This window comes from Cupriavidus sp. JZ107, assembly GCF_053903255.1.
Genome location: NZ_CP096481.1, coordinates 2,848,929 through 2,867,624, shown reverse-complemented (window position 1 = coordinate 2,867,624; position 18,696 = coordinate 2,848,929). Strand labels below are relative to the sequence as shown.

Sequence of the window (18,696 nt, the reverse complement as noted above, 5' to 3'; positions counted from 1 at the left end):
CTCGCGCGTCAGATGGTGCGTGCCGGGGTGGCACCGTTGCCGGCTGCCTGCCCGGCCGCGTGGATCGCCTGCCAGACCCGATGCGGGGTGGCCGGCATCTGCAGGTCGCGCACGCCGAGCGGCGACAGCGCGTCGATCAGCGCGTTGATGAAGGCCGGCGGCGAGCCGATCGCGCCGGCCTCGCCGCAGCCCTTGACGCCCAGCGGATTGTGCGTGCACGGCGTGCCCTGCGCGGTCTCGACGGTGAAGTCCGGCAGATCGGCCGCGCGCGGCATTGCGTAGTCCATGTAGGAGCCGGTCAGCAGCTGGCCGCTGTCGCCGTCGTAGACGCACTGCTCGAGCATCGCCTGTCCGAGCCCCTGGCCGATGCCGCCGTGGACCTGTCCCTCGACGATCATCGGATTGATGATGTTGCCGAAGTCGTCGACCGCGGTGAACTTGACCACCTGCGTCTCGCCGGTGTCCGGGTCGACCTCGACCTCGCAGACGTAGGCGCCGGACGGATAGGTGAAGTTGGTCGGGTCGTAGAACGCGTTCTCGTTCAGGCCCGGCTCCAGCCGCTCGAGCGGGTAGTTGTGCGGCACATAGGCCGACAGCGCGACCTCGCCGAAGGTCTTGCTGCGGTCGGTGCCGGCCACGCGGAACACGCCGTTGCTGAACTCGATGTCGTCGGCCGACGCCTCGAGCAGGTGCGCGGCGATCTGCCTGGCCTTGGCCTCGATCTTGTCGAGCGCCTTGACGATGGCCGAGCCGCCGACCGCCAGCGAACGCGAGCCGTAGGTGCCCATGCCGAACGGCACGCGGCCGGTGTCGCCGTGCACGACCTCCACCGCATCGAGCGGGATGCCGAGCCGGTCGGCCACCACCTGGGCGAAGGTGGTCTCGTGCCCCTGCCCGTGGCTGTGCGAGCCGGTGAAGACGGTTACGGTGCCGGTCGGATGCACGCGGATCTCGCCGACCTCGAACAGGCCGGCACGCGCGCCGAGCGCCCCGGCGATGTTCGACGGCGCCAGCCCGCATGCCTCGATGTAGCAGGAATAGCCGAGGCCGCGCAGCTTGCCGCGGCGCTGGGCCTCGTCGCGGCGCGCCGGGAAGCCGGCCACGTCGGCCAGCTCCTGCGCGCGCTGCAGGCAGGGCTCGTAGTCGCCGGTGTCGTAGGTCAGCCCGACCGGGGTCGCATACGGGAAGCTGCGGATGAAATTGCGCCGGCGCAGTTCGGCCGGATCGATGCCGAGTTCGCGCGCCGCGGTCTCGACCAGCCGCTCGACCACATAGGTGGCCTCGGGCCGGCCCGCGCCGCGATAGGCGTCGACCGGCGCGGTATTGGTGAACACCGCGGTGACCTCGGCGTAGATTGCCGGGGTCGCGTACTGGCCGGCCAGCAGCGTCGCGTACAGGATGGTCGGCACGCTGGAGGCGAAGGTCGACAGGTAGGCGCCCATGTTGGCGGTCGTGTGGACCCGCATCGCCAGGAACTTGCCGTCCCCATCGAGCGCCAGCTCGGCGCGCGTGACATGGTCGCGGCCGTGGGCGTCGGTCAGGAAGGACTCGGAACGCTCGGCGGTCCACTTGATCGGCCGCTTGACCTTCTTCGACGCCCAGGTTAGCGCGACGTCCTCCGGATACAGGAAGATCTTCGAGCCGAAGCCGCCGCCGACGTCGGGCGCGATCACGCGCAGCCGCGACTCGGGCAGCCCCAGCACGAAGGCGCCCATCAGCAGCCGCTCGACGTGCGGGTTCTGGCTGGCGACGTACAGCGTGTAGCTGTCGTCCTGCCGGTTGTAGCTGGCGTTGACCGCGCGCGGCTCGATCGCATTGGGTACCAGCCGGTTGTTGACGATCTCCAGCGTGGTCACGTGCGCCGCCTTGGCGAAGGCCGCATCGGTGGCCGCGCGGTCGCCGTGGCCCCAGACGTAGCAGGTGTTGGCCGGCACGTCGTCGTGCACCAGCGTGGTGGCGGAGGCCGCGTCGGCGGTGCGCACCACCGCCGGCAGTTCCTCGTAATCGACCTCGATCTTCTCGGCGGCGTCGCGCGCCTGCTGCAGCGTCTCGGCCACCACCAGCGCGACCTGGTCGCCGACATGGCGGACCTTGCCCTGCGCCAGCACCGGATGCGGAGGCTCTTTCATCGGCGAGCCGTCGATGCTGTGGATCAGCCAGCCGCAGGGCAGGCCGCCGACCTTGTCGGCCGCCATGTCCTCGCCGGTGAAGACGCCGATCACGCCGGGCGAGGCCATCGCCTGGCGTGTGTCGATCGAGCGGATGCGCGCGTGCGCGTAGGGCGAGCGGACGAAATAGCCGTAGCTCTGCTGCGGCTGCACGATGTCGTCGGTGTACTGGCCGATGCCGGTCAGGTAGCGGTAGTCTTCCTTGCGCTTGACGGAGGCGCCGACCAGCCGTGGGGTCTCGGGTGCGTTCATGGCGGTTCCTCCTTACTCGGCCGAGGCGGCGGATGCGGGCACGCCGGATGCAGCGGCGCTGGCCATCGCGGCCTGGCCCTGCTGCACCGCGCGCACGATGTTGTGATAGCCGGTGCAGCGGCACAGGTTGCCGTCCAGATGCGCGCGGATCGCCGCGGCGTCCGCGTTCGGGCGCTCCTGTACCAGCGCGGCCGCGCTCATCACCATGCCGGGCGTGCAGAAGCCGCATTGCAGTCCGTGGCAGTCGCGGAACGCGGCCTGCATCGGATGCAGTTCGCCATCGGGGGCCAGCCCTTCGATGGTGGTCACCTGGGCACCGTCCGCCTGCACCGCCAGCAGATTGCACGACTTCACCGCCCGGCCGTCCAGATGCACGGTGCAGGCGCCGCATTGCGCGGTGTCGCAGCCGACATGGGTGCCGGTCAGGCGCAGCTGTTCACGCAGGAATTGGACGAGAAGGGTGTGGGGTTCGACCTGGGCGTCGACGGTCTTGCCGTTGACGGTCAGGCGGATCGGAATCGCCATGCTGGTCTCCATGTGGGTGGACGCACATGGCCGGCTCCGGACATCCCGCGTGTATCCCGAAAATGCGCGATGACTGCCCGGAACAGGCTACGGCGCGGTGCTGCCGCTTGTTGGAACGCGGCTATTTCGTGATGGTGGTACAGCGAGTGTTACAGCTAACGATTGCGGCTAACGATTGCGGCTTACGATTGCGGCTTACGATTGCGGCTTACGATTGCGGCCAACGAATGCAGCGGTCAATCCCGCGACGGGCGATCCGTCGCGGCCCATCGGCCAGTGAACCATAGGCTGGCAAAGGCTCTAACAGTAAATCACAAATCCCCAGGCTGTGCCATGCGGGTTGGCCCGCTTGGCGCTTGCTAGAATGGCCGGCCGCGCGAGCGGGGCAGCTTCGGCATGGCCGTCGCGCCCGCCGCCGCTTCGCGTCCCGAACCCTCGACCGAACCACCGCATTCATTGATGGAAGGCCTGATCGACTGGCTGTTCGACACCGCCGCGCTGCCCAAGGTTGGGCTGAGCGCGATCTTCCTCGTCAGCCTGCTGTCGGCGACGCTGCTGCCGGTCGGATCCGAGCCCGCCGTGTTCGGCTATATCAAGCTCAATCCGGACATGTTCTGGCCCGCGTTGCTGGTGGCCACCGCCGGCAACACGGTCGGCGGCGCGATCGACTGGTGGCTCGGCTACGCGGCCAAGCTGGCGCTGGTGCGCTACCACCTGCGGCGCCAGCATCGCGAGCACGAGCGCGAGCACGCCGAACACCGCAAGCATCCGCGCAAGCCCCGCAAGCCGCCGCTGGACGCGCGCTATTTCCGCTGGATGCGGCGCCTCGGCCCGAAGACGCTGCTGCTGTCGTGGTTGCCGATGTTGGGTGATCCGTTGTGCACATTGGCCGGGTGGCTGCGCTTGCCGTTCTGGCCGAGCCTGGGCTATATGGCGGTCGGCAAGCTGCTGCGCTATCTGGCGATGACCAGCGCGCTGCTGTGGATTCCGGACAGTTTCTGGCGGGGGCTGGGCGACATGATGCGGGGGTGGTTCTGACCTCGTCGTCCCCGCGCAAGCGGGGACCCAGCGTCGTTGAAGCCTGGTCGCGGAGCGAAAGCCGCTGGGCCCCCGCTTTCGCGGGGGCGACAGCACCAGGCCCCGCCCGCCATGTCCCGAGCGGGGGTATGGGATTGTTGCGCTGCGGCAAAATCGGCCGTTGCAGTACAATCGCGCTTTAGTTGACGACAGGCGCACCGTCCCCGTGCGCCGCATGCCGCGCTCCCGCCCATGAATGCCCCACTCGTGCTCGACGCCAAGCTCGCCGCGCAGGACGCCCCTCCGCGCCTGCGCGAGATCCCCTATAACTACACCTCCTTTTCCGACCGCGAAATCGTGATCCGCCTGCTGGGCGAGGAGGCCTGGCGGATCCTGGACGAGCTGCGCGGCGAGCGCCGCACCGGCCGTTCGGCGCGGATGCTGTACGAGGTGCTGGGCGATATCTGGGTGGTCCGCCGCAATCCGTATCTGCAGGACGATCTGCTAGAGAACCCGAAGCGCCGCGAGATGCTGATCTCCGCGCTGCATCACCGCCTGGCCGAGATCGAGAAGCGCCGCGCCGCCGATCGCGCCGAGCATGCCGAGCCCGCCGCCGAGGACCGTTCGCACCGCGTCGAGCAGCTGGTCACCTTCGCCCGGCAGGCCATCGAGGAATTCAAGCGCGAGTTCACCGACGCCTACGAGCTGCGCAAGCGCGCGCTGCGCGTGCTGGGCCGTGTCACGCAGAAGGACAACATCAAGTTCGACGGGCTCTCGCGCGTGTCGCACGTGACCGACGCCACCGACTGGCGCGTCGAATACCCGTTCGTGGTGCTGACCCCCGATACCGAGGAAGAGATCGCCGGGCTGGTCAAGGGCTGCTTCGAACTGGGCCTGACCATCATTCCCCGCGGAGGCGGCACCGGCTATACCGGCGGCGCCGTGCCGCTGACGCCGCTGTCGGCGGTGATCAATACCGAGAAGCTGGAACAGCTCGGACCCGTCGAGCAGACCGACCTGCCGGGCGTGCCGGACAACGTCGCGACGATCTTCTCCGGCGCCGGCGTGGTGACGCGCCGCGTCGCCGACGCGGCCGACAAGGCGGGCCTGGTGTTCGCGGTCGACCCGACCTCGATCGACGCCTCGTGCATCGGCGGCAACGTCGCGATGAACGCCGGCGGCAAGAAGGCCGTGCTGTGGGGCACCGCGCTGGACAACCTGGCCTGGTGGCGCATGGTGGATCCGGAGGGCAACTGGCTCGAGGTCACGCGCCTGGACCACAACCTGGGCAAGATCCACGACGTGCCCGTCGCCACCTTCGAGCTGAAGTGGTTCGACGGCAATCGCGCGCCGGGCGAGAAGCTGCTGCGCAGCGAGACGCTGGCGATCGAGGGCCGCAAGTTCCGCAAGGAAGGGCTCGGCAAGGACGTCACCGACAAGTTCCTGGCCGGCCTGCCGGGCGTGCAGAAGGAAGGCTGCGACGGCATCATCACCAGCGCGCGCTGGATCCTGCATCGGATGCCGCGCCATATCCGCACGGTCTGCCTCGAGTTCTTCGGCCAGGCGCGCGACGCGATCCCGAGCATCGTCGAGATCAAGGACTTCCTCGATATCGAGTCGAAGACGCCGGGCGGCGCGATCCTCGCCGGCCTCGAGCATCTGGACGAGCGCTACCTGCGCGCGGTCGGTTACGCCACCAAGAGCAAGCGCAACGCCTTCCCGAAGATGGTGCTGATCGGCGATATCGTCGGCGACGACGAGAACGCGGTCGCGCGCGCCACCTCCGAAGTGATCCGCATGGCCAACGGCAAGAGCGGCGAGGGCTTCGTCGCGATCAGCCCCGAGGCGCGCAAGAAGTTCTGGCTCGACCGTTCGCGCACCGCCGCCATCGCGCGCCATACCAACGCCTTCAAGATCAACGAAGACGTGGTGATTCCGCTGAACCGGATGGGCGAATACACCGACGGCATCGAGCGCATCAATATCGAGCTGTCGATCAAGAACAAGCTCAAGCTCGCCGACGAGCTCGAGAGCTTCTTCGCGCGCGGCAACCTGCCGCTGGGCCGCAGCGACGACGCCAACGAGATCCCCAGCGCCGAGCTGCTGGAGGACCGCGTGCAGCAGGCGCTGACGCTGCTGCGCGACGTGCGCGCGCGCTGGATCTATCTGCGCGACAACCTCGACACGCCGCTGACGCAGGCGCGCGCCGCGCTGATCGGCCACGGCCTGGGCCTGCTGGGGCAGGCCTTCGAGGCGCGGCTGGTGCAGCAGCCCGATGCCGCCGTGTTCCATCTGCTGCAGGATCGTACGATCCGCGTGTCGTGGAAGAACGAGCTGCGCGCCGAGCTGCGCAAGATCTTCAACGGCGGCGAATTCAAGCCGATCCTCGACGAGGCGCAGAAGATTCACAAGCAGGTGCTGCGCGGCCGCGTCTTCGTCGCGCTGCACATGCACGCCGGCGACGGCAACGTGCACACCAACATCCCGGTCAACTCCGACGACTACGACATGCTGCAGGACGCCCACAAGGCGGTGGCCCGCATCATGGCGCTGGCGCGTTCGCTCGACGGCGTGATTTCGGGCGAGCACGGCATCGGCATCACCAAGCTGGAGTTCCTGACCGAGGAAGAGATCGGCGACTTCCGCCAGTACAAGCAGCGCGTCGATCCGCAGGGCCGCTTCAACAAGGGCAAGCTGCTGCCCGGCGCCGACCTGCGCAACGCCTATACGCCGTCGTTCGGGCTGATGGGGCACGAGTCGCTGATCATGCAGCAGAGCGACATCGGCGCGATCGCCGACAGCGTCAAGGACTGCCTGCGCTGCGGCAAGTGCAAGCCGGTGTGCGCGACCCACGTGCCGCGCGCCAACCTGCTGTACAGCCCGCGCAACAAGATCCTGGCCACCTCGCTGCTGATCGAGGCCTTCCTGTACGAGGAGCAGACGCGCCGCGGCGTGTCGATCAAGCACTGGGACGAGTTCTCGGACGTGGCCGACCACTGCACCGTCTGCCACAAGTGCGTGACGCCGTGCCCGGTCAAGATCGACTTCGGCGACGTGTCGATGAACATGCGCAACCTGCTGCGCAAGATGGGCCAGAAGAAGTTCAACCCCGGCACCGCGGCGGCGATGTTCTTCCTGAACGCGACCAATCCGCAGACCATCAACATGACCCGCAAGGTCATGATGGACTGGGGCTACAAGGCCCAGCGCGCCGGCAACGAGCTGATGAAGACGCTGGCGCGCAAGCAGACCGCGCATCCGCCCGCCACCGTCGGCAAGCCGCCGGTGCGCGAGCAGGTGATCCACTTCGTCAACAAGAAGATGCCGGGCAACCTGCCCAAGAAGACCGCGCGCGCGCTGCTCGATATCGAAGACAACGAGATCGTGCCGATCATCCGCAATCCGAAGGCGACCTCGGTCGAGAGCGAGGCGGTGTTCTACTTCCCGGGCTGCGGCTCGGAGCGGCTGTTCTCGCAGGTGGGGCTGGCCACGCAGGCGATGCTGTGGCACGTCGGCGTGCAGACCGTGCTGCCGCCGGGCTATCTGTGCTGCGGCTATCCGCAGCGCGGCACCGGCCAGTTCGACAAGGCCGAGAAGATCGTCACCGACAACCGCGTGCTGTTCCACCGGGTCGCCAACACGCTGAACTACCTCGACATCAAGACGGTGGTGGTCAGCTGCGGCACCTGCTACGACCAGCTCGCCGGCTACGAATTCGAGAAGATCTTCCCTGGCTGCCGCATCATCGATATCCACGAGTATCTGCTGGAGAAGGGCGTCAAGCTCGAGGGCGTGACCGGGGCGCGCTACATGTACCACGATCCCTGCCACACGCCGATCAAGACGATGGACCCGACCAAACTGGTCAACCAGCTGATGGGCGGTAACGGCGAGGCCGGCAACATCGAGAAGAACGAGCGCTGCTGCGGGGAGTCGGGCACGCTGGCGGTCACGCGTCCGGACGTGTCGACGCAGGTCCGCTTCCGCAAGGAAGAGGAAATGCGCAAGGGCGCCGGCAAGCTGCGCGCCGACGGCTTCGACGGCGACGTCAAGATCCTGACCAGCTGCCCGTCGTGCCTGCAGGGCCTGTCGCGCTACAACGAGGATGCCTCGGTGCAGGCCGACTACATCGTGGTCGAGATGGCGCGCCATCTGCTGGGCGAGAACTGGATGCCCGACTACGTCGCCGCGGCCAACGCCGGCGGCATCGAACGGGTGCTGGTGTGAGGGTCCGGCAATGAGCGCGGCGGAGCAGGGCGCGGCCCGCGTGGCGCGCGTGGCGGATTGCCCGCTGTGCGAGGGCGATGGCGGCGAGCTGGTCTGGCAGGACGCGGGCGGGCGCGCCCGCGTGATCCTGGTCGAGCACGAGCGCTTCCCCGGCTTCTGCCGCGTCGTCTGGCAAGACCACGTGGCCGAGCAGACCGACCTGTCCGAGGCCGAGCAGGCCTGGCTGATGCGGCTGGTCGCCCGCGTCGAACGCACCGTGCGCGACGTGATGGCGCCGGACAAGGTCAATCTGGCCGCCTTCGGCAACATGGTGCCGCACCTGCACTGGCATATCATCCCGCGCTATCGCTGGGACACGCATTTCCCCGAGGCCGTCTGGGCCGCGCCGCAGCGCGAAGCGGACGCCGGGCGCGTCGAGGCGCTGCAGCAGCGGCTGCCGGCGCTGCGGGCGGCGCTCGCCGCGCTGTCAGCCGAGTGAGCAGGCGACGCGTTCTACCTGCGTGGTGACTGCGCGCCGTGACTGCGCGCCGAATTGCGGCGAATGGTGCCGAATGCGCGCCGTTGCGCCGCGCGGAACCCGGGCGGTTTCCCCGCCGTCTGATGCCTGTTCGCCGTTCCGTGCTGGCCACCCGCGCCGGCGCGGCCGTTGTTCCTAACGCCTGCCGTCATTCATGTCCACGCCAACCACCGCCACCGTGCCCGGTCCGGCCGTCCCGGCCCGCGAGCTGCAGATCCAGAGCCGCCTGCGCTTTCGCGCGACCTGGGCGCTGATCAAGCCCTACTGGAAATCGGAGGACCGCAAGGCCGGGCTCGGACTGTTGCTGCTGCTGGTGGCGCTGAACCTCGGCATCGTCTACATCAACGTGCTGCTCAACGAGTGGAACCGCGTGTTCTACAACGCGCTGGAGCAGCGCGACTACGCCTCGTTCAAGGAGCTGCTGCTGCGCTTCAGCATGATCGCGGCCTGCTTCATCGTCGCCGCGATCTTCCGCCAGTACTACACGATGATGCTGCAGATGCGCTGGCGGACCTGGATGACCAACCAGTTCCTCGGCAAGTGGCTGGCCTGGCAGGCCTACTACCGCATCGAGCAGACCCACGCGACCGACAACCCCGACCAGCGCCTGGCCGACGACCTGCGGCTGTTTACCGACGGCGCGCTGTCGCTGTCGCTCGGCCTGCTCAATTCGGTCGTCACGCTGGTGTCCTTCGTCGGCATCCTGTGGGCGGTGTCCGGGCCGATCAGCTTCGCGCTGGGCGGCACCACGATGACGATCCCCGGCTATATGGTCTGGTTCGCCGGCGGCTACGCGGTGCTCGGCTCGCTGCTGACGCACTGGATCGGCCGCCCGCTGATTGGCCTGAAGTTCCAGCAGGAGCGGTACGAGGCGAACTTCCGTTTCTCGCTGGTGCGGCTGCGCGAGAACGCCGAGCCGGTCGCGCTCTATCGCGGCGAGCCGACCGAGCAGTCCGGGCTGCGCGCGCGCTTCGAGCAGATCCGCGTCAACTGGAACCAGCTGATGTTCTATACGCGGCGGCTGACCTTCATCAGCTCGGGCTACGGCCAGTTCGCCATCATCTTCCCGATCCTGGTCGCCGCGCCGCGCTACTTCGCCGGCAAGATGACGCTCGGCGGGCTGATGCAGATGTCGAGCGCCTTCACACAGGTGCAGGGCGCGCTGTCGTGGTTCGTCGACAACTATGCGACGCTGGTCGGCTGGAAGGCCGCGTCGAACCGCCTGATCGATTTCCAGCAGGCGATCCGCGAGGCCCAGCGGCAGGAACGGCTGCACGACGGCGAGCACGATATCCAGGTCACTGTCGGCGATGCCGGTGCCGGGGCGCGCGATCGCATCGAGATCGACGCGCTGGCGCTGGCGCTGCCCGTGCTGGGGGGCCCCGGCCTGCCGGTGGTCAAGCGGCCGCTGGTGTCGGCGTTCTCGCTGACGATCGCGCGCGGCGAACGGTGGCTGGTGACCGGCCCGTCGGGCTGCGGCAAGAGCGTGCTGTTCCGCGCGCTGGCCGGGATCTGGCCTTACGGCAGCGGTTCGGTGGCGATGCCGGCGGCGTCGCGCACGCTGTTCCTGCCGCAGCGCAGCTATCTGCCGGTCGGCACGCTGGCCGACGCGCTGGCCTATCCGCAGGCCGGCGACGCGCATCCGGCGCAGACGCTGCGCGACGCGCTGCGCCAGGCCCAGCTTGGCGCGCTGGCCAACCAGCTGGACGTGTTCGACAACTGGGCGCTGCGGCTGTCGCCCGGCGAGCAGCAGCGGCTGGCGTTTGCGCGCGCGCTGCTGTGCAAGCCCGATTTCCTGTTCCTCGACGAGGCGACCAGCGCGCTGGACGAGGAGACCGAACGCGCGATGTACCAGCTGATGGTCGATGCGCTGCCCGGCGCGGCGATCGTCAGCATCGCCCACCGCAGCACGGTCGCGGCCTTCCACGATCGCCGGCTGCGCTATCTGCCCGAGGGTGGGGCGCCGCAGGCCGATGCCGCGGCCACCGGGACGATCGAGGCCGGTGTGCCCCGTCCTGCGCTCGAAGATGGGCAAGGCGGGTCGCGTGCGGTAAGCTATCGGGTCGTACAAGAAGTAGAAGCGTGAATCCGGCAGGAGCTTTGGCCTCCGCCCGGGTCCGCGCCAACACGGCAAGCGCCGAGAATCATGGCAGGACTGGAAAAAGATACCCCGCATCCCACCGCGCTGACGGTCCACACGCAATCGCGCGTGCTGGAAATCGGCTTCGACAATGGCGAGAGCTTCCGGCTGCCGTTCGAATACCTGCGCGTCTATTCGCCGTCGGCCGAGGTGCAGGGCCATGGCCCGGGCCAGGAAGTGCTGCAGACGGGCAAGCGCGACGTCAACGTGACCGCGGTCGAGCCGGTCGGCAATTACGCGATCCTGATCCGCTTCTCCGACGGCCACGACAGCGGCATCTATTCGTGGGACCTGCTGTACCGCCTCGGCGCCGAGCAGGAATCGCTGTGGCAGGACTACCTGCGGCGGCTCGAGGCCGCCGGCGCCGACCGCGACACCCCGATGGCGCCCGCCGCGGCGCACGGCCACGGGTGCGGCCATCACTGAGCCGCCGGTCCCCACCGACTCCCCTGGATTTCTGGAGCCAGCGATGAGCGAAACCCACTTCGGGTTCGAGAAGGTCGACGAGACCGAGAAGGCCGGCAAGGTCGCCGGCGTGTTCCATTCGGTCGCGTCGAAGTACGACCTGATGAACGACCTGATGTCGGGCGGCATGCACCGGCTGTGGAAGCTGTTTACGATCGCCCAGGCCGGCGTGCGGCCGGGCCAGAAGGTGCTCGACATCGCCGGCGGCACCGGCGACCTGGCCAAGGCGTTCGCGCGCCAGGCGGGCCCGACCGGCGAGGTCTGGCTGACCGACATCAACGAATCGATGCTGCGCGTCGGCCGCGACCGGCTGCTGAACGACGGCATCGTGACGCCGACCTGCCTGTGCGACGCCGAGCGGATTCCGTTCCCGGACAACCACTTCGACCTGGTCACCGTGGCCTTCGGCCTGCGCAACATGACGCACAAGGACCGGGCACTGGCCGAGATGCGGCGGGTGACGAAGCCGGGCGGCAAGGTCATGGTGCTGGAGTTCTCCAAGGTCTGGAAGCCGCTGGAAAAGGCATACGACATCTATTCTTTCAAGGTGCTGCCGTGGCTGGGCCAGCGTGTTGCCGGCGACGCCCACAGCTACCGCTACCTGGCCGAGTCGATCCGCATGCACCCGGATCAGGATTCGCTTGTGCGGTTGATGGAACAAGCGGGGCTGGAGAACGTCGAATACTTCAACCTGACGGCAGGCGTGGTTGCCTTGCACGTCGGCCGTAAGTACTGAATCAGCGCCGATTGCGGCGCAATAAAAGGGGATAAGGAATCATGTCCAACATTCGCGGAAAATTCCTGGCGGGGTCGCTGGCCGGCATGCTGGCCTTCGGGATGGTGTTCGATGCGGAAGCCAAACGCATGGGCGGTTCGCGCAGCTTCGGCAAGCAGTCGTCCAACGTGACCCAGCAGCGCCAGCAGGCGCCGCAGCAGACGCCGGCGCAGCAGCAGGCTCAGCAACCGGCGCAGCAGGCCGCGCCGGCGACCGCCGGCGCCGGTGCCGCCACGGCCGCCGCGCCGCGCCGCAACTGGGGCGGCATCCTCGGCGGCATCGCCGCTGGCCTGGGCATCGGCTGGCTGCTGTCGCAGTTCGGCCTGGGGGGCGCCGCGCTGACCTTCCTGTCCAACCTGATCCTGATCGCGGCGCTCGCCTTTATCGCGATCTGGCTGATCCGCAAGTTCCGTGGCGGCGCCAAGCGCCCGCAGCCGGCCTATGCCGGCGCGGCCGGTGCCGGCGGTTCGCCGGGCGGCCGGACCGACCTGAACCGCGGCGCCTTCGACCGCGGCCAGGAGCCGATGATGCGCGAGCCCGTGCTGCAGCCCTCGGCCCAATCGGCCGGCCCGGCCGCGCTGCAACCGGCCGCGGGGGCCGCGGCGGCCGGGTCGCAGGTCGCGCAGCCCTGGGGCGTGCCGGCGGACTTCGATACCGAAGCCTTCCTGCGCAATGCCAAGGTCTACTTCGTGCGCCTGCAGGCCGCCTGGGATGCCGGCAATCTCGACGACATCCGCGAGTTCACCACGCCGGAAATGTTTGCCGAGATCAAGATGGACCTGGGCGATCGCGGGGCGCAGGGCAACCACACCGACGTGGTGACGCTGGACGCGACGCTGCTGGGCATCGAGTCGACCGACAACCAGCATGTGGCCAGCGTGCGCTTCAGCGGCATGATCCGCGAGAACGAAGGCGAGGCCGCGCAGCCGTTCGCCGAGGTGTGGAACCTGGCGAAGCCGGCCAGCGGCGCCGGCGGCTGGGTGCTGGCCGGGATTCAGCAGGAATCCTGAGCCCGCGGCCGAGTCGCTGCTTGAGCCAAGGCCCGGGTACGGCGTGATGTGCCCGGCGCTGGCTTAGAATGGAGGCCCACGCGCCAACGCGCGTGGGCCTTTTTCATTGGCGCCGGCCTGGCCGGCGTGGTCCGCACCATCACGCCATGAACACTCTTCCGTCCGCGCTGGCCGGCCCCATCGTCGCCGCGCTCAATCATCTGCTGGAACAGGAGCCGTGGGCGCGCAAGCTGCTGACGCCCTATGCCGGCCGCGTGATCGGCTTCGACGCTGCTGCCTTTGCGATGGCCTTGCGGATCGATGCGCAAGGCATGGTCGCGCTGGCCGCCGCCGACGCGCCGCCGCCGTCTGTGACGATCGCCGTGCCGCTGCAGCAATGGCCGCTGGTGGTGGCCGATGTCGCCGCCGGGGGGCAGGCCGCCGCGATGCGCCACGTGCGGCTGGAGGGCGATGCCGAGCTGGCCAATACCGTGTCGACGCTGGCGCGCAGCCTGCGCTGGGATGCCGCGGAGGATCTGGCCCGGGCCTTGCGTGCCGTGATGGGCGGCACCGTCGGCGACAGCGTCGCGCAGCGGCTGGTCGACGGCGCGCAGCAGGCCCACGCCGGCGCGCTGCGGGTCGGGCGGGCGCTGGTCGAGAACGTGACCGAATATCTGCTGGACGAACAGCCGACGCTGGTCCGCCATGCCGCGCTGGACGATTTCCGTGCCGATGTGGCCGCGTTGCGCGACGATCTGGCCCGGCTGGAGAAACGGCTGGAGCGGCTGGAGCGGCTGGAGCGCGGTGCGGGTGCTGGTCCCGGTGCCGGCCCCGGTGCCGGCGCCGCCCCGCTGCCGTCCGCGCATCGCTGAACCGGGCCAGCCGCGCCGAGCGCGGAACCGCTGACAAGAATCCCGCCCGCCGGCGGCAACGACGCGCAAAAGCGTGTCCCGATCCGGCCGGCTTACCAACAAGACCTGCATGACCCGTTTCCTGCGCCTCTGCAAGATCGCCTTTGTCATCTTCTACTACGGCCTGGACGAGCTGGTGCTGTCCGGTTTCCAGAACCGGCATATCCGCCTGCTGGTCAGGGTCATCACCATCGGACGCAAGCTCGATACCGTGCCGCGCGGCGTGCGGCTGCGGCTGGCGCTGACGCGGCTGGGGCCGATCTTCGTCAAGTTCGGCCAGGTGCTGTCGACCCGGCGCGACCTGCTGCCGGCCGACATCGCCGACGAACTGGCGCTGCTGCAGGACCAGGTGCCGCCGTTCGATCCGGCCGTCGCGGTCGCCATCATCGAGCGCTCGCTGGGCCGGCCGCTGACGCAGCTGTTCGAGACCTTCGAGCACCAGCCGGTCGCCAGCGCGTCGATCGCGCAGGTGCATTTCGCCACGCTGAAGGCCGGCCCGTATCGCGGCCGCGAGGTCGCGGTCAAGGTGCTGCGGCCCGGCATGCTGCCGGTGATCGACAGCGACCTGGCGCTGATGCGCGATGTCGCGGTCTGGATCGAGCGGGTGTCGGCCGACGGCAAGCGGCTCAAGCCGCGCGAGGTGGTCGCCGAGTTCGACAAGTACCTGCACGACGAGCTCGACCTGATGATCGAGGCGGCCAACGCCAGCCAGCTGCGCCGCAACTTCCAGGACACCGAGCTGCTGCTGGTGCCCGAAGTGTTCTGGGACTTCTGCAGCAGCGAGGTGTTCGTGATGGAGCGGATGCACGGCATCCCGATCTCGCGCACCGAATCGCTGAAGGCCGCCGGCGTCGACCTGCACCGGCTGGCGGAGGAGGGCGTCGAGATCTTCTTCACGCAGGTGTTCCGCGACGGCTTCTTCCACGCCGACATGCACCCGGGCAACATCCTGGTGTCGGTGCAGCCCGAGACCTTCGGCCGCTATATCGCGCTGGACTTCGGCATCGTCGGCGCGCTGTCCGAGTTCGACAAGAACTATCTGGCGCAGAATTTCATCGCGTTCTTCCGGCGCGATTACCACCGCGTCGCGCTGCTGCACGTCGAGTCGGGCTGGGTGCCGCCGCAGACCCGGGTCGAGGAGCTGGAAAGCGCGGTGCGCGCCTGCTGCGAGCCGTACTTCGACAAGCCGTTGAAGGAGATCTCGCTGGGCATGGTGCTGATGCGGCTGTTCCAGACCTCGCGCCGCTTCAACGTCGAGATCCAGCCGCAGCTGGTGCTGCTGCAGAAGACGCTGCTCAATATCGAAGGGCTGGGCCGCCAGCTGGACCCGGACCTGGACCTGTGGAAGACCGCCAAGCCCTATCTCGAGCGCTGGATGCACGAGCAGGTCGGCTGGCGCGGCGCCTGGGAGCGCATCCAGGTCGAGGCGCCGCAGTGGGCCAAGATGCTGCCGGACTTTCCTCGGCTGGCGCACCAGTTCCTGGAGCGCCGCGCGCTGGTCAACAACGGCCAGCAGGACCGCCTGCTGGCGGCGCTGGTGGTCGAGCAGCGCCGCACCAACCGGATGCTGGCGATCGGGCTGCTGCTGATCGGCGCCGTGGCGATCGCGGTTGTGGCCACGCAGCTGGTCGACTGGTTCGGTTGAGGGTTCGACCCAGCGTCGGCCTGCCGCCGTCGCCGATCCAGCCCGTGCCGACGGCCCGCGCCGCTGCCGATTTTTTTGGCAGGGCGCGCTTGTATCGCCGCTTGCATCGCTATAATCCGCGTTTTGATTCGGCTACGACCGCAGGCCAGTGCTCGTCCCAGGGCACCCGATCCGCCACCCACGCGGCCCCGACCGATGAATTGGACTGCGGGCGCGCGCACCTTGCCGCCGTCCGCCATTCGGTTTCTTGGCCCCTGGGCTCTTTGGGATAGGGCAGCAGCATGCTGATCTGGTTTGTCATCATCTACTGGGTAATCTCGGTCGGCATCGGCCTGTGGGCCGCGCTGCGCGTGCGCAACACGACCGACTTCGCCGTGGCGGGCCGCAGCCTGCCGTTCTACGTGGTCACCGCGACCGTGTTCGCGACCTGGTTCGGCTCGGAGACCGTGCTCGGCATTCCCGCGGTATTCCTGAAGGAAGGGCTGTCCGGCGTGGTGTCCGACCCGTTCGGCTCGTCGCTGTGCCTGATCCTGGTCGGCCTGTTCTTCGCCCGTCCGCTGTACCGGATGAACCTGCTGACGATCGGCGACTACTATCACAACCGCTACGGGCGGCTGGCCGAGATCCTCACCACGCTGTGCATCGTGGTGTCCTACCTGGGCTGGGTCGCCGCGCAGATCAAGGCGCTCGGGCTGGTCTTCTATACCGTCTCGGACGGCGCGCTGTCGCAGGACGCCGGCATGATGATCGGCGCCGCCAGCGTGCTGATCTACACGCTGTTCGGCGGCATGTGGTCGGTGGCGATCACCGACTTCATCCAGATGATCATCATCGTGATCGGCATGCTGTACATCGGCTACGAGGTCAGCGGCCAGGCCGGCGGCGTGTCGGCGGTGGTGTCGCACGCGGCCGCGGCGGGCAAGTTCGAATTCCTGCCCGAGCTGGACCTGATCCAGATCATCGGCTTTGCCGCCGCGCTGTTTACGATGATGCTCGGCTCGATCCCGCAGCAGGACGTGTTCCAGCGGGTCACCTCGTCGCGCACCGAAAACATCGCCGCGCGCGCCTCGGTGCTGGGCGGCGTGCTGTACTTCTGCTTCGCCTTCATCCCGATGTTCCTGGCCTATTCGGCCACGCTGATCGATCCGGCGATGGTGCAGCGCTTTATCGATACCGACTCGCAGCTGATCCTGCCGACGCTGATCCTCGATCACGCGCCGCTGTTCGCCCAGGTGATGTTCTTCGGCGCGCTGCTGTCGGCGATCAAGAGCTGCGCGTCGGCCACGCTGCTGGCGCCGTCGGTGACGTTCGCCGAGAACATCCTGCGGCCGTATTTCCGCCATCTGGACGACCGGCGCTTCCTGCGCGTGATGCAGGCCGTGGTGCTGGTCTTCACCGTGGCGGTCACGCTGTTCGCGCTGAACTCGCATCTGTCGATCTTCCATATGGTCGAGAATGCGTACAAGGTCACGCTGGTGTCGTCGTTCGTGCCGCTGGCGTTCGGCCTGTTCTGGAAGCGCGCCACCCGCCAGGGCGGACTGGCAGCGATCCTGCTGGGACTGAGCTCGTGGCTGGTCGCCGAGATCGCCTTCGCCGATGCCGCGGTGCCGCCGCAGATGGTCGGCCTGCTGTTCTCGCTGGGCGGCATGGTGTTCGGCTCGCTGCTGCCCCAGTGGATCGGCGACCGCCCGCCGGTCAAGGAAGTGCACATCGCCTGATTTGCCGGCGGAAAGGGCTGCCGCGCGGCCGATTTGCGCCCCGGCCGCCAATCGGCCGGTCTGCGCCCCAGGCCGGCCGCTTTTCCGGCGGCAATGGCGTCCAAACGGTTTATAATTCAAGGCTTTGCATGGCCGGACGGTGGCGGGCGACAGCCTGGTACGCCGCGCCGGCCGCGCGCGTTGATTTCCTTTGATTTTTTGTCGACCCCTTTGTCGATCCCCTGGTTGAGCCAATGGGGATCTCCCGGAGAACCACGATGCCGATCTATGCCTACCGTTGCGACGCCTGCGGCCATGGGCGCGATGTGCTGCAGAAAATGAGCGATGCCCCGCTCACCGACTGCCCATCCTGCAATACGGCGGGGGCCTTCAAGAAGCAGCTGACCGCGGCCGGGTTCCAGCTCAAGGGTTCGGGCTGGTATGTGACCGATTTCCGCGGGGGCAACAGCGGCGGCAGTGCCAGCACGGGCGCCAGCTCGGGCGCGAGCAGCACCGCCGACGCCGGCGCGGCCAAGCCGGCCGAGACGTCCGCGTCCGCCAGCGGGGCGAGCGCGGCCGGCGGCTGCGGCAGCGCCTGCGCCTGCCACTGAACCAGGACGGAACGTGGCAACCAACAAGAAGACTTCCGCACTGAAGACCTGGTTCCTGACCGGCCTGCTGGTGCTGGTGCCGCTGGGCATCACGCTGTGGGTGCTCAGCCTGATCATCGGCACGATGGACCAGAGCCTCGCGCTGCTGCCCGAGGCCTGGCAGTTCGACCGCCAGCTGTTCGGCATGCGCGTGCCCGGCCTGGGCGCGATCCTCACGCTGCTGTTCATCCTGCTGGTCGGCGTGCTGGCGCACAACTTCATCGGCCAGCGCCTGGTGCGCTGGTGGGAAGCGCTGCTGCACCATATCCCGGTGGTGGGGCCGATCTATTCCAGCGTCAAGCAGGTCTCCGACACGCTGCTGTCGTCGTCGGGCAACGCCTTCCGCAAGGCGCTGCTGGTGCAGTACCCGCGCGAGGGTTCGTGGACCATCGCCTTCCTGACCGGCCGGCCCGGCGGCGACGTGCAGAACCACCTGCAGGGCGAATACGTCAGCGTCTACGTGCCCACCACGCCGAATCCGACCTCGGGCTTCTTCCTGATGATGCCCAAGGCCGACACCATCGAGCTCGACATGACCGTCGATGCCGCCCTGAAATACATCGTGTCGATGGGTGTGGTCGCGCCGGCCGAGTTGCCGCGCAAGGCCGCGCCGAACCGCGCCGCCGGCGCCGCTGCCGGCACCGCGGCCAACGTGTCCGCCGCCGACCCATCGCACTCCAATTGACCGCGGGCCGCCCGAGCGCGGCCGCGCCTTACC

14 protein-coding genes are annotated in these 18,696 nt (G+C 68.3%); 12 read left to right on the top strand and 2 right to left on the bottom strand.

What is annotated here, in order from left to right:
- Positions 1 to 8: 8 nt before the first annotated feature.
- Together M1D55_RS22575 and M1D55_RS22570 are read right to left on the bottom strand one after the other, a co-directional pair.
- Positions 9 to 2,420, bottom strand: a complete 2,412-nt coding sequence (locus M1D55_RS22575; RefSeq protein ID WP_456281880.1) for a xanthine dehydrogenase family protein molybdopterin-binding subunit — start codon at positions 2,418 to 2,420, stop codon at positions 9 to 11.
- A 12-nt stretch (positions 2,421 to 2,432) separates the two neighbouring features.
- Positions 2,433 to 2,945 carry a (2Fe-2S)-binding protein gene (locus M1D55_RS22570; protein WP_456281879.1) on the bottom strand — a complete coding sequence of 171 codons (513 nt, stop codon included), beginning with the start codon at positions 2,943 to 2,945 and terminating at the stop codon, positions 2,433 to 2,435.
- A gap of 459 nt (positions 2,946 to 3,404) precedes the next feature.
- On the opposite strand from M1D55_RS22570, the gene M1D55_RS22565 reads away from it, so the two are divergent.
- The 12 genes from M1D55_RS22565 (at position 3,405) to M1D55_RS22510 (ending at position 18,663) form a co-directional block, all read left to right on the top strand.
- Positions 3,405 to 3,983, top strand: a complete 579-nt coding sequence (locus tag M1D55_RS22565; RefSeq protein WP_023263402.1) for a YqaA family protein — start codon at positions 3,405 to 3,407, stop codon at positions 3,981 to 3,983.
- A gap of 231 nt (positions 3,984 to 4,214) precedes the next feature.
- Positions 4,215 to 8,189, top strand: coding sequence for a DUF3683 domain-containing protein (locus M1D55_RS22560; RefSeq protein WP_456281878.1), 3,975 nt, complete (start codon positions 4,215 to 4,217; stop codon positions 8,187 to 8,189).
- A gap of 10 nt (positions 8,190 to 8,199) precedes the next feature.
- Positions 8,200 to 8,667: an HIT family protein gene (locus M1D55_RS22555; RefSeq protein ID WP_456281877.1), complete on the top strand. Its 468-nt coding sequence runs from the start codon at positions 8,200 to 8,202 to the stop codon at positions 8,665 to 8,667.
- A 193-nt stretch (positions 8,668 to 8,860) separates the two neighbouring features.
- Complete coding sequence (locus M1D55_RS22550) at positions 8,861 to 10,792, top strand: ABC transporter ATP-binding protein/permease (RefSeq protein WP_456281876.1); 1,932 nt, start codon at positions 8,861 to 8,863, stop codon at positions 10,790 to 10,792.
- A 60-nt stretch (positions 10,793 to 10,852) separates the two neighbouring features.
- Positions 10,853 to 11,272 (top strand): gamma-butyrobetaine hydroxylase-like domain-containing protein, encoded by a 420-nt coding sequence (locus M1D55_RS22545; protein WP_064572600.1) that lies wholly within the window; start codon positions 10,853 to 10,855, stop codon positions 11,270 to 11,272.
- Positions 11,273 to 11,315: 43 nt separating this feature from the next.
- Positions 11,316 to 12,047, top strand: a complete 732-nt coding sequence (gene ubiE / locus M1D55_RS22540; protein WP_456281875.1) for a bifunctional demethylmenaquinone methyltransferase/2-methoxy-6-polyprenyl-1,4-benzoquinol methylase UbiE — start codon at positions 11,316 to 11,318, stop codon at positions 12,045 to 12,047.
- 41 nt (positions 12,048 to 12,088) lie between these two features.
- Positions 12,089 to 13,096 (top strand): Tim44 domain-containing protein, encoded by a 1,008-nt coding sequence (locus M1D55_RS22535; protein WP_232204937.1) that lies wholly within the window; start codon positions 12,089 to 12,091, stop codon positions 13,094 to 13,096.
- A gap of 146 nt (positions 13,097 to 13,242) precedes the next feature.
- Entirely contained in the window at positions 13,243 to 13,947 is a 705-nt protein-coding gene (locus tag M1D55_RS22530; RefSeq protein ID WP_064572605.1) for a ubiquinone biosynthesis accessory factor UbiJ, read from the top strand.
- Between the two features lie 109 nt (positions 13,948 to 14,056).
- The gene (ubiB, locus tag M1D55_RS22525) at positions 14,057 to 15,631 is read left to right on the top strand and encodes a ubiquinone biosynthesis regulatory protein kinase UbiB (RefSeq protein ID WP_064572606.1); all 1,575 of its coding nucleotides are present in this window, start codon (positions 14,057 to 14,059) and stop codon (positions 15,629 to 15,631) included.
- 281 nt (positions 15,632 to 15,912) lie between these two features.
- On the top strand, positions 15,913 to 17,349 hold the full coding sequence (locus M1D55_RS22520; RefSeq protein ID WP_023264259.1) for a sodium:solute symporter family protein: 1,437 nt from the start codon (positions 15,913 to 15,915) through the stop codon (positions 17,347 to 17,349).
- Positions 17,350 to 17,606: 257 nt separating this feature from the next.
- The gene (locus M1D55_RS22515) at positions 17,607 to 17,939 is read left to right on the top strand and encodes an FmdB family zinc ribbon protein (protein WP_456281874.1); all 333 of its coding nucleotides are present in this window, start codon (positions 17,607 to 17,609) and stop codon (positions 17,937 to 17,939) included.
- A 13-nt stretch (positions 17,940 to 17,952) separates the two neighbouring features.
- On the top strand, positions 17,953 to 18,663 hold the full coding sequence (locus tag M1D55_RS22510; protein WP_064572610.1) for a DUF502 domain-containing protein: 711 nt from the start codon (positions 17,953 to 17,955) through the stop codon (positions 18,661 to 18,663).
- Positions 18,664 to 18,696: the final 33 nt, after the last annotated feature.